This is a genomic window from Actinomadura sp. NTSP31, from assembly GCF_041951385.1.
Lineage (GTDB): Bacteria > Actinomycetota > Actinomycetes > Streptosporangiales > Streptosporangiaceae > Spirillospora > Spirillospora napierensis.
This window is the reverse complement of sequence record NZ_JBGNUT010000051.1, coordinates 32,944-44,207: the sequence shown is the minus strand read 5'-3', so window position 1 is coordinate 44,207 and position 11,264 is coordinate 32,944. Positions and strand designations below refer to the sequence as shown.

The following is an 11,264-nucleotide window of genomic DNA, read 5'->3' as shown; positions in this document are numbered from 1 at the left end:
TCGCTTCGCGATGGACTTCGTCCACCCTTGACTTTGGAGCCTCTGCGGCCCCTGAGGCAGCGCTTAAGGGGCAGGCTCCGCCTGCCCCGCCCGGTCGCGCCACCCCACCGCCCCCGAACCAGCGGACCAAGAGACGGACGGGCAGAACGCCGAGCGGCTGACGGGGCAACGGTGGGGCTGCGGCTGCGGGCGTCCGGTGGAGCGGCGGAGCGGCGGAGTGTCGGGGGCGGTGCGGGCATGCCGGTTCGCCCGAGATCCGAGATGGATTCGGGCGAACCGATGGCGTGAGGGTGGGGTGGGTTACGCGGCCCAGTTGGCGGTGGTGTCGGGTGGGCCGATCGTGCCCGGTGGCCCGCTACCGGTCCGGGATCTTGATCGGGCGCTCGGCGGTGGGAGCAGCCGGTAGATGTATCGCCCGTCGGGATCTTTGCTGATCCCGATCTGATCTGGGCTGGTGTGTTTGAAGCGGTTGTGCCATCCGCAGGTCAGCGCGAGCTGATCGATGTCGGTGGGTGAGTGTCCGAGGGCCCAGCCGTTGACGTGGTCGACCTCGCACAACGTCCCGGGAATCTCGCATTCCCGCACCGCGCAGCTCGGATACAGCGTCTCCAGCACCTGCCGTTGGGCCGCGCTGGCGAACCGCTCCCGATACCCCAGGTACAAGGGCGTGTGCCCCCGCCCGAGGATCAGCGGTGAGACGCCTGCGGTGAGGGCGATGCGGCGGGCTTGGGCGGCGGGGATCGGGGTGCCGTCGGTGAGGCGGGCGGGGGCGTTGCCGCCGGTCAGTGTCTCCAGGTCGCAGATGACGGTGACCTTGGTGGCCTTGTGCCCGCCGGACAGGACGCTGGACAGGGCGGCGGCGGTGCGTTCGCCGACGTCGCGGTGGTCGTCAGGCCCGGCCGGCTTGGCCAAAGGGGCGAGCGTCCCGTCCCAGATGGCGGCGTCCTCGGCGTTCAACCAGCCTTTGATGTAGCGGCCGCCGTCCAGGGAACCGGTGCTGGTGATCCAGGATTTGGCGTAGCCGCGCTTGGCGTCCTCGCCGGGTGCGGTCTCGGTGCCGTCGCGTTCGGCGATGACGTCGCAGATGCGGCGGCCGAACACCCCCACCTTCGCCGCCGAGAAGCCTTGGTCGACCAAGCCCAGCAGAGTGGTCTCGGCCTCAGCGCAGTCGGTGTCCTCCAAGCGGGCCACACTCTGCGCGACCGTGGCCGCGTAGCCGTAGGACAGGTCCCCGGCCGCCAGGCGTTCGGCGACTTTCGGGAGGCGGTGGCGTTGCCGGGCGAGGATGAGGCGTTCGGTGGTGCGGTTTTCCCGCATGCCAAGCCGGGACCGCAGCCATGCCCGGGTAGAGGGGAAACCCCAGCGCTTCTGCTCGCCGGTGGCATCGACGCGGCGAATGAAACCGGCCAGTGCGCTTTCCTGAATATCGCAGGCAGCGGCAAGGCTCTCGGTGAGTTCCAGACACGCCGCCGCCGACTCCGGGGCTTCTCGCTGGGCGAGTTCAGCAGCAATCGCCGAGACCGCGTCCACCAATTGCATGGTAGACGCACCCTCCAGATCGACCGTCACTGATTGCATAGGTAAAGCATACCCTACGTGGCTGACAAAAGTTGGCTCGACCGGGCTTTATTTCGACGCTTCAGGGAAAGGTATGGCTAGGTATACCTGCGGGATACTGATCATCCTCTACAGGGTCCGGAGAATGCCATTTTGTGGGGGTTTGCGAGCACGCGTACGTGGGTGGGTGGTGGGGTGGCGCGTCCGGGCGGGGCAGGCGGAGCCTGCCCGTTTGCGCTGCCTTAGGGGCCGCAGAGGCTCGAAAGTCAAGGGTGGACGAAGTCCATCGCGAAGCGACGCCGAAGGCGCCCTTGACTTTTGAGAGGCGGCCCCGTACGCAGCGCCACCCCACCACCCGAACACCCCTTCTGTCAACAGCCGAACACCTCAACACCCCTGATCAAACCCCCTCCTCCCACAAAGGCCCATGCCAATAAGAATTCCGTACGCCCCACGCCACGAACCAAAAGCAAAAGCAAAGCAACCAACCCGGGCATCCATCCCCGCCGAACAAGGGGCTTGAAGTGCTGTGCCTTCGGCATGCCGGGGCCGAGAATGTCGCGGCGGGGGCATCCGGCACGCTTCTCGGGGCGGCGCTGAACGAGCGCGGGCGCGTGCAGGCGAACGCGGTCGCGAATGCGCTGAAGGCGGTCGATCATGTCCACGCCAGCACGCCCAGGCAGACATGGCGGACGGCGGAGGTTATCGGAAAACCGGGCACGCGGTGGTGAACGGGTGGTCGGTCAGCGCGTTCAGGGTGATCGCGGCCGAGCACCGTCCGTGGGGCTCACGCGTCCCGTTCCGGGTGCTGGTGGACGGCCGGGGCTGACGTTGGGCGGCTCGCTGGGGCTCTGGCCGGTGCGGTCCGGTGCGGGCGGGGCGGGGACTGGGCCGGGGTCGGACGGGTATGCAGCGGGGACCGGACTTGACCTGGAGCGCGGTCCAGGTCGCAGAGTTGGCGCGAGACACGACGACACGAGGGATCTCCTATGCGCATCGGACTCCAGGTTCCGAGTTTCACCTTCCCCGGCGGCCCCGAGCAGATCGGCCCGACGTTCGCCCGGATCGCCAGGGAGGCCGACCAGGGCGGGCTCCACTCGCTGTGGGTGATGGACCACTTCTTCCAGATCGACATGGTCGGCCCGGCCGACGAGCCGATGCTGGAGGCCTACTCCGCGCTGGCGTACGCGGCGGCGCTGACGGAGCGGATCACGCTGGGCACGATGGTCACCGGCGTGACGTACCGGCATCCCGGCATCCTGGTGAAGACGGTGACGACGCTGGACGTCCTGTCGGGCGGCCGGGCGTGGCTGGGCATCGGCGCGGCGTGGAACGACGAGGAGTCGCGCGGCCTCGGCGTGCGGTTCCCGCCGACGGCGGAGCGGTTCGAGCGGCTGGAGGAGACGCTCCGGATCGCGCACCAGATGTGGAAGGGCGACGAGTCGGCGTTCGAGGGCGAGCACTACACGCTGGAGCGCCCGCTGAACTCGCCGCCGGCGCTGCGCCGGCCGCATCCGCCGATCCTGATCGGCGGCACGGGCGAGAAGAAGACGCTGCGGTTCGTCGCGAAGTACGCCGACGCCTGCAACATCTTCGACAGTGACGAGCTGCCCCGCAAGCTGGACGTGCTCCGTGAGCACTGCGAGCGGGAGGGGCGCGACTACGCCGAGATCGAGAAGACCTCGCTGACCCTCCTCGACGGCACGCCGTCGGTCGGCGCGGCCGTCGACGCGGTCGGGCGGCTGGCCGAGCAGGGCGTCGACCAGGTGATCTTCTCGCAGGCCACGGGGCAGGACCTGACCGGCGTCCTGGCCGAGGTGCGGACGCAGACGGAGAAGATCGTCCCGGCTGGCCGCTGAGCAGCGGCTCCCGCCCCCGCCCGCTGCGCCCGGCCCGCGCCCGCCCGCGCCCTTCGACTGAAGAGGCGCGGGCGGGACGAGGCCGGGCCGGGTCAGTTCCGCGCCGGCGGCCGGAGCTGCAACGGGACGCCGAACAGGTTGAGCGCGTTGATCAGCGACACCAGGCCGACGAGGTCGCCGACCTCGCGGTCGTCCGGGTAGTGCTTGCGCAGCGTCTCCCACACGTCGTCGGTGACGGGCTCCCGCCGAGTGGCCGCCTCGGTGTAGGCGAGCGCGGCGCGTTCGGCGTCGGTGTACAGCGGTGATTCCCGCCACACCGTCAGGTGATGGACGCGTTCCTCGGGCTCGCCGAGCGCCCGAAAGTCCCGGGTGTGCCGGTCCACGCAGAACGCGCAGCCGTTCAGCTGCGAGGCGCGGATCTTGATGAGCTCCTGGGTCGGCCGGGCCAGCGGCCCCTGGTGGATGAGCTTGGCGATGTCCATGAACCCCCGGTGGACTTCGGGGGTCGCCTCCTGCATGAGCAAGCGCGGCATGATGCTTCTCCCTTCCTCACCAGGGAGACGACGCGGTACCCCACCGTGTGACAGGCGGAATCGGCTCAATTGAATGGGGCTGTATTGGCTCTTTCACTGGGCCGATGTGCGGTCCTAGGTTCGGCCGCATGACAGCGAACAACGACAAGGCCCGCCTCTTCCGGTCGTACCACGACGGGGTGCTGCTCCTGCCGAACGCCTGGGACGCGTGCAGCGCCGTGGTGATCGAGCGGGCCGGGGCGTCCGCGATCGCGACGTCCAGCGCGGCGGTGTCGTGGGCGCTCGGGAGGCCGGACGGGCAGCGTCTCGGCCGCGACGCGATGGCGGCGGCGGTCGGCCGGATCGCGGACGCGGTGGACGTCCCGGTGACCGCGGACATCGAGGGCGGTTACGGCCCGGACCCCGAGGACGTGGCGGCCACGGTCGAGGCCGTCGTGGCGGCGGGCGCGGCGGGGATCAACCTGGAGGACTCCCCCGGCCCGGCGGGCGACCCGCTGGTCGCGCCGTCCGCGCAGGCGGAGCGGATCGCCGCGGCCTGCGCGGCGGCGGCGCGCGCGGGCGCGCCCGACCTGGTGGTGAACGCGCGGACCGATGTCTTCTTCCACCAGGTCGGCGACCCGGCGGGCCGGCTGGACGAGGTGATCGCGCGGGCGGAGGTGTACGCGGCGGCGGGCGCGGCCTGCCTGTTCGTCCCCGGCCTGCTGGACCTGGGCCTGCTGGAGAAGCTGACCGCCGCCGTCCCGGTGCCGGTGAACGCGGGCCTGTTCTTCGCGGGCGGCCCGACGGTCGCGCGGTTGGCGAAGGCGGGCGTACGGCGGATCAGCGTGGGGACGGCGCTGGCCGGTGTGGCCTACACCGCCGTCCAGCGTGCGGCGGAGGCGTTCCTCGCGGACGGCGCTCTGGACGCGACCGCCGGGAGCCTGTCCCCGCTGGACCTCGACGCGGCGATGAACCGGGCGGCCTCCCGCTAGATATACCGGGCGGCCTTCCGCTGAGGGAGCCGAACGACGCGCGGCCGACGGTCACCAGTTCAGGGTCGCGCGGGCGGCGGCGAGCTTGTCCGGGTTGAGGACGCGGCGGACCGCGATGACGCGCCCGTCGCGGATCTCCAGCGTGTCGACGGCGGCGAGGCGGCCCGCCCGGTTACGCACCAGCAGCCCCGTCTCCCCGTTGACCTCGGCGGGGACGAGCGTGAACCGGTTGCGGACGGCGATCCGCACCAGCGCGGTGACGACCCGGCCCGCACCCGCGATGATCTTTCGGGCGGCGAACACGTGGCCGCCGCCGTCGGTGGTGTAGGTGGCGTCCGGGTCGAGCAGCGCCAGCAGGGCCGCCTCGTCGCCGCGCTCGTAGGCGGCCCGGAACTCGCGCAGCACCCGTTCCCGCTCCCCCGCGCGGGCGGGGCGGGGCGGGGACGCCGCGGCGACCTTGCGGCGGGCGCGGGAGGCGAGCTGCCGGCAGGCGGCGGGGGTCCTGCCGAGCACCTCCGCGATCCGGTCGTAGGGCACGCCGAACGCATGGTGCAGGACGAACGCGACCCGTTCGGGCGGCGACAGCTCCTCCAGGACGAGCAGCATCGCGGTGCCGGCGGTCTCGTCGACCAGCACGGGCTCGGCGGCGTCGGGGCCGGTCAGCAGCGGTTCGGGCAGCCAGGGCCCGACGTAGTCGACGCGGCGGGCGTGCGCGGAGCCGAGCACGTCGTAGGCGCGCCGCGCGGCGACGGTGATCAGCCAGGCGCGCAGGTCGCGGACGTCGTCGAGGGGTTCGCGGGCGGAGGCGCGCAGCCACACGTCCTGGGCGATGTCCTCGGCGTCGGCGACGCTGCCGGTGATCCGGTAGGCGGCGCCGAACACCGCGGGGCGGTGCGCGGCCCATTCGTCGTCGAGCCGGCCCAAGTCAGGCGGCCGCCGGGGTGAAGACCCACTTCTTGTACGACCAGTAGCGGAACGCCGAGCTGAGCACGACGCCCGCGAGGAGGCCCAGGTTGTAGGCGACCCCGCCGTGCAGGCCGAGGGTGTAGTACGTGAACCCGGTGCACAGGATCTGGATGGCGAGCCCGACGCCGTTCAGCGCGAAGAAGATCGCGAACTCGCGGCCGGAGCCGTCGCTGTCGCGGTGCCGGAACGTCCAGTAGCGGTTGAGCAGGTAGGAGCTCAGCGTGGACACGACGGTCGGCACGGCGACGCTGGTCACCGGGCTGCCGCCGAGCCGGGCGCGCATGAGGTTCGCGCCGAAGATCATGATGAGGGTGCCGACGAAACCGACGAGGCCGAAGCTGAGCAGTTCGCGGAAGAACGCCCGGTAGGCCGGTGCGGACGAGACCGTTCTCGCCGGTCTCGACCGCTGCATGGTACTCACTCGCCCAGACCTTACCTGAACGGTACATATAACGACGTCACAACCCCGTTGAAACGGACCACACGCCACACCCGTCACGGACGCCCGTCCGGCCGGGAACCGCGCCCGCCGGTCAGCGCCCGCCGGTCAGCGTTCGGCGGTCAGCGTTCGGCGGTGCCCGCCGCCGGGGCCAGCAGGACGGTCAGCGCGGCGAGCCCGGCCGGGACGGCCAGCGCCCACGCCAGTCCCACGCCCTGGGCGACGAATCCGATGACGGGCGGGCCGCCGAGCAGGCCGAGGTAGCCGACGCCCGTCACCCGGGAGATCCCGGCAGCGGGCGGCACGCCGGGGACGTTGCCGGCGGCGCTGAACGTGACGGGCGCCACCACCGCGATGCCGAGCCCGAAGACCGTGAAGCCGGACACGGCGGCCACCGGGTCCGACGCCGCGAGCCCGAGGGCGAGGCCGAGCGCCGCCACCAGCGACCCGATCCGCAGCACGGCGACGGGCCCGAAACGGGCGACGACGCGGTCGCCGGCGAGCCGGCCCGCGGTCATCGCGACCGCGCATCCGGCGTAGCCGAGCCCGGCCGCGCCGGGCCCGGTGCCGAGGCTCTCCCGCAGGTAGATGGCGCTCCAGTCGGCCATGGCGCCCTCCCCCACGAACGAGCACAGCCCGATGACGCCCAGCATGACCAGCGGCCACCGGGCGGCCCGGACGGCCGTGGACCGCCGCCGCGCGGGGGGCGCGTCCGCATTCCCCGGGACACCGCCGGGAGCGTCGTCCGGTTCCGGCGGCACGTCGATGGAACGATCCAACAGGTCGCGGCAGCCGACCGCCAGCAGCAGCACCAGCACCACCGCCGCGAGCGTCAGGTGCACCGCCACCGGGACGCCCGCGTGCGCCGCCGCCGACCCGGCCAGCGCCGACAGCAGCGTGCCGATGCTGTAGTAACCGTGCAGGCCGGACATCAGCGGGCGCCCGTACCCGCGCTCGACGGCGACGCCCTGGGCGTTCATCGCCACGTCCATCAGCCCGAGCGACCCGCCCATCAGCACCAGCGAGCAGATCAGCGACGCGAGGTTCCACGACAGCCCCAGCGGGACGAGCGCCAGCGCGCCCGTGGTCCCGGCGGCGATCGTCGTGGCGCGGCTGCCCCAGCGGTGCACGCTCCAGCCGGCGAACCGGACCGCGGCGACGACGCCGACCGGCGCGCCGAGCAGCGCCACGCCCATCGTCCCGGCGCTCAGCCCGAGGTGCTCCTTGATCTGCGGGATGCGCGCCACCCACGCCGCGCCGAGCAGGCCGTGCGCCACGAACGCCACCGTCACCGCGAGGCGGGCGCGCGCCGGCGCCGGCGCCGCGATCTCCTCCGTCACCACCCGGCCGACTGTACGTGCCTGACACCCCGGCCCGATACGGCCGGGCGGTGAGAAAGATCAAGAGGCCCGGATCAGGCGGCGAGATCGGCCAGCGGCACGCCGGGGTCGGCGAGCCGCCCGGCGTCGACCGGGCGCCCGGAGCGGATCAGCGCCTGCACCTCGTCGGTCACGTCCCAGACGTTGACGTTCATCCCGCCGACGACCCGGCCCTCGTTCAGCCAGAACGCGACGAACTCGCGGGCGGCGACGTCGCCCCGGTACACGACCTGGTCGTACTCCCCCGGCGCGGCGACGCCCGACATCTCCATCCCGAGGTCGTACTGGTCGCTGAAGAAGTACGGGACGCGGTCGTACACCACGTCCTGGCCGAGCATGGCGCGCGCGGCGGCGGGCCCGCCGTTCAGCGCGTTCGCCCAGTGCTCGACGCGGATCCGGCGGCCGAGCAGCGGGTTGTAGGCGTTGGCGACGTCGCCCGCCGCGTAGATATCGGGGTCGGAGGTGCGCAGCGACTGGTCGACGAGGATCCCGTCGGAGACCTCCAGCCCGGCCCGCTCGGCGAGCCGCGCGTTCGGCCGGACGCCGATGCCGACGACGACCACGTCCGCGGGCACCTCGGCGCCGCCGGAGGTGACCACGGCCGACACCTGCCCGGCGCCCCAGAACCCGGCGACGCCCTGGTCGAGGCGCACGTCCACGCCGTGCTCGTGGTGCAGGTCGGCGAAGACGCGGCCGAGTTCGGGGCCGAGCGCGGCGTGCAGCGGCGCCGGTTCCGGCTCGATGAGCGTGACGTCGTTGCCGTACGCGCGGGCGGCGGCGGCCGCCTCCAGCCCGATCCAGCCGGCCCCGGCGACGACGACGCGCCGGCCGCCGTGCGCGAACGCCTGCTTCAGCTCCGCCGAGTCGCCCATGGTGCGCAGGTAGTGGATGCCCTGGAGCTTGGAGCCGGGGACCTCCAGGCGGCGGGGGGACGCGCCGGTCGCCAGCAGCAGCTTCGTGTAGCCGATCGGCTCCTTGGTCGACAGCCGCACCTCGTGGGCCGCCCGGTCGACCGAGTCCACCGAGACGCCGACGCGCAGCTCGACGTCGTGCTTGTCGTACCAGTCGGCCTCGTGCACGTGCGCCTTGTCGCGCGGCTCCTTGTCCAGCAGGAAACCCTTGGACAGCGGCGGCCGCTCGTAGGGCCGCTCGATCTCCTCGCCGATCAGCAGCACGCGGCCCGCGAAGCCCTCCTCGCGGAGCGTCTCCGCCGCCTTGGCTCCGGCAAGGCCGGCACCGACGATGACGAACGTCTCCTCGGGCATGGCGACCTCCTGTAGTTGACTTGTAGCTATCCCTACAGCCGCCTCCGTAATGAGACAAGGGTCATCGTTCGGCGCGTCGAGGCGGAATGCACGCACCCGGCGGGCCCTCCCGACGGGCCCCCTACTGCGAGCGGCCGCCGAGGAGCCGGTGGCGGGCGATCGCCGACAGGTCGGTGAGGGAGGCGATCTGGTCGACGACGGCGCGCAGCCGGGCCGCGTCGTCGCCGGCGTCCACGAACGCCTCGCGGAACCCCGGGTCGAGGGAGCCGGGCGCGCCGGCGAGCATCATCTCGGCCAGCTCGGTGATCAGGGTGCGCTGGCGGGCCCTGACCTCCTCGTGGCTGATCCACACGTAGTGCGCGGTGATGCCCTTGAGCAGGGCGTTCTCCAGCCGCTGCGGGCGCGGGACGATCAGCTCCGCGGCGTACCGGGTGAGCGGCCGGTCGCCGTGGGCTTCCCGGGTGGCGGCCTCGGCGGCCAGGCAGAACCGGCCGATCAGCGTGCTGGTGAGGTTCTTCAGCGCGGCGAGGCTGCGCGGCGTGCCGTCGTAGCGGTCCGGCCAGTACGGCTCGGCGAGCAGCGCGGCGAACCGCTCCTCCAGCTCGTTCAGGTCGGCGCCCGGGCAGTACAGCTTCGCGGCGGTGACGGCGACGAGGCGGCGCTCGGCCGGGTCGGCGAGCCGCGCGAAGTCGACGTGCCCGGCGACGAGGGCGTCCTCGAGGTCGTGGACGGAGTAGGCGACGTCGTCGCTCCAGTCCATGACCTGGGCCTCGAAGCAGGTCCGGCCGGACGGCGCGCCGTCGCGCACCCAGCGGGCGACGTCCACGTCGTCGGAGTAGACGCCGAACTTCCCGTTGACGGCGTCCTGCTGCGTCCACGGGTACTTCATCGCGGCGTCGAGGGCCGCGCGGGTCAGGTTGAGGCCGACGCTGCGGCCGTGCAGGGGCGGGCCGTCCGGGGCGAACGACTTGGGCTCCAGCCGGGTCAGCACGCGCAGGCTCTGCGCGTTGCCCTCGAAGCCGCCGCAGTCGCGGGCGACGATGTCGAGCGCGGACTCGCCGTTGTGCCCGAACGGCGGGTGCCCGATGTCGTGCGACAGGCAGGCAGCCTCGACCAGGTCGGGGTCGCAGCCGAGGGACTTGCCGAGTTCCCGGCCGACCTGGGCGCATTCCAGCGAGTGGGTGAGCCGGGTGCGCAGGCTCTGCACGGTGTCGGCGGCGGCGTCCGCGCCCGGCGAGGCGACCTGGGTCTTGGCGGCGAGCCGGCGGAGCGCGGCGCTGTGCAGCACGCGGGCCCGGTCGCGTTCGAAGGCCGTGCGGTCACGGCGCTTGGCGGGCTCGGGCGCCCAGCGCAGCCGGTCGGTCGCCGAATACGCGGACCCTCCCGAGGGTCCGGTCCGTGACGGGTTGTGGGTCATGTCCTTCCAGAGTAGGCGGGCAAAGGGAGAGTAAGCAGGCGGAACGGCGCGGAGACTTCAGCGGGTGGGCGTGCCGCTCGGCGACACCGTCGCGGTCGGGTCACCATGGATGATCTTGATGGTCTCGCTGGGCGTCTTCACGCTCTTGCCCAGCAGCACGTATGACAGGTACGCGCCGGTCTCCCGCACGATGTAGTGGAACTGGGTGTCGCGGGTCTGCACGCTCGGGCCGCTGCGGGTCGGCGACGCGGCCGCGGTGATCCCGCTGTCCTCCGCCATGCGCTTGGACCGCAGCCCGTGCCACGGGTCGGTGACGATCACGCCGGACGTCCAGTGCCGCGCCTTGTAGGCCTTGCCGACCGCCTTCATGCTCTCCAGCGTGTCCCGGCCGACCGGCACCGCGACGACCTTGGACGCGGGCACGCCGCCCTTCTCGATCAGCCAGCGGCGCCCGGACTCGGCCTCGGTGTAGGTGTCGCCGGGCGCCCGGCCGCCGACGGTGACGATCGCGGGCGCGACCTTGTCCCGGTAGAGGTCGAGGGCGTGCTGGAGGCGCCACTTCAGCGTCGGCGACGGCACCCCGTTGTACTGCGCGGCGCCGAGCACGATGATCGCGTCCGAGCGGGGCCGCTCGTCCTGCCGGGCCTGGTGCCAGATGCGCCCGCCGACGGCCAGCGGGGTCAGCACGACGACGGCGACCAGCCCGCACAGGACGGTCACCGGGATCGTGAACCAGAGCGGCCGCGGGCGCCGTCCGCGCCTCTTGCGGCCGCGCGGGCGCTCCTCGGTCTCCTCCGGCTCGTCCGGGTCCTGGTCCGGCAACTCCACTTCCAACGTCATCGCTCTGGACACGTTAGTGAGATGGTGCGGCGGGCGCC

11 protein-coding genes are annotated in these 11,264 nt (G+C 72.5%); 3 read left to right on the top strand and 8 right to left on the bottom strand.

Annotated features, from left to right (window positions below):
• Positions 1-300: 300 nt before the first annotated feature.
• Positions 301-1,539 (bottom strand): DUF222 domain-containing protein, encoded by a 1,239-nt coding sequence (locus ACA514_RS46340; protein ID WP_375047913.1) that lies wholly within the window; start codon positions 1,537-1,539, stop codon positions 301-303.
• A 542-nt stretch (positions 1,540-2,081) separates the two neighbouring features.
• Between ACA514_RS46340 and ACA514_RS46335 the strand changes: the two genes are divergently transcribed.
• Both ACA514_RS46335 and ACA514_RS46330 read left to right on the top strand, forming a co-directional pair.
• On the top strand, positions 2,082-2,288 hold the full coding sequence (locus ACA514_RS46335) for a histidine phosphatase family protein (protein WP_375047912.1): 207 nt from the start codon (positions 2,082-2,084) through the stop codon (positions 2,286-2,288).
• A 258-nt stretch (positions 2,289-2,546) separates the two neighbouring features.
• On the top strand, positions 2,547-3,416 hold the full coding sequence (locus tag ACA514_RS46330) for an LLM class F420-dependent oxidoreductase (protein WP_375047911.1): 870 nt from the start codon (positions 2,547-2,549) through the stop codon (positions 3,414-3,416).
• A gap of 92 nt (positions 3,417-3,508) precedes the next feature.
• Here the strand turns inward: ACA514_RS46330 and ACA514_RS46325 are convergent, their stop codons facing one another.
• Positions 3,509-3,949, bottom strand: a complete 441-nt coding sequence (locus tag ACA514_RS46325; protein WP_375047909.1) for a carboxymuconolactone decarboxylase family protein — start codon at positions 3,947-3,949, stop codon at positions 3,509-3,511.
• Positions 3,950-4,077: 128 nt separating this feature from the next.
• Here ACA514_RS46325 and ACA514_RS46320 point away from each other — a divergent pair, with 128 nt between their 5' ends.
• Positions 4,078-4,920, top strand: a complete 843-nt coding sequence (locus ACA514_RS46320) for an isocitrate lyase/phosphoenolpyruvate mutase family protein (RefSeq protein ID WP_375047908.1) — start codon at positions 4,078-4,080, stop codon at positions 4,918-4,920.
• A gap of 51 nt (positions 4,921-4,971) precedes the next feature.
• On the opposite strand, the gene sigJ is transcribed toward ACA514_RS46320, so the two are convergent.
• The 6 genes from sigJ to ACA514_RS46290 all read right to left on the bottom strand — a co-directional run bounded on the left by sigJ (position 4,972) and on the right by ACA514_RS46290 (position 11,226).
• Entirely contained in the window at positions 4,972-5,844 is an 873-nt protein-coding gene (sigJ, locus tag ACA514_RS46315; protein ID WP_375047907.1) for an RNA polymerase sigma factor SigJ, read from the bottom strand.
• A gap of 1 nt (position 5,845) precedes the next feature.
• The gene (locus ACA514_RS46310) at positions 5,846-6,298 is read right to left on the bottom strand and encodes a GtrA family protein (RefSeq protein ID WP_375047906.1); all 453 of its coding nucleotides are present in this window, start codon (positions 6,296-6,298) and stop codon (positions 5,846-5,848) included.
• A 149-nt stretch (positions 6,299-6,447) separates the two neighbouring features.
• Positions 6,448-7,668: an MFS transporter gene (locus tag ACA514_RS46305; protein ID WP_375047905.1), complete on the bottom strand. Its 1,221-nt coding sequence runs from the start codon at positions 7,666-7,668 to the stop codon at positions 6,448-6,450.
• 71 nt (positions 7,669-7,739) lie between these two features.
• Entirely contained in the window at positions 7,740-8,969 is a 1,230-nt protein-coding gene (locus ACA514_RS46300; protein ID WP_375047904.1) for an NAD(P)/FAD-dependent oxidoreductase, read from the bottom strand.
• Between the two features lie 121 nt (positions 8,970-9,090).
• Complete coding sequence (locus ACA514_RS46295; RefSeq protein WP_375047903.1) at positions 9,091-10,386, bottom strand: deoxyguanosinetriphosphate triphosphohydrolase; 1,296 nt, start codon at positions 10,384-10,386, stop codon at positions 9,091-9,093.
• Between the two features lie 57 nt (positions 10,387-10,443).
• Entirely contained in the window at positions 10,444-11,226 is a 783-nt protein-coding gene (locus ACA514_RS46290; protein ID WP_375047902.1) for a YdcF family protein, read from the bottom strand.
• Positions 11,227-11,264 lie beyond the last annotated feature (38 nt).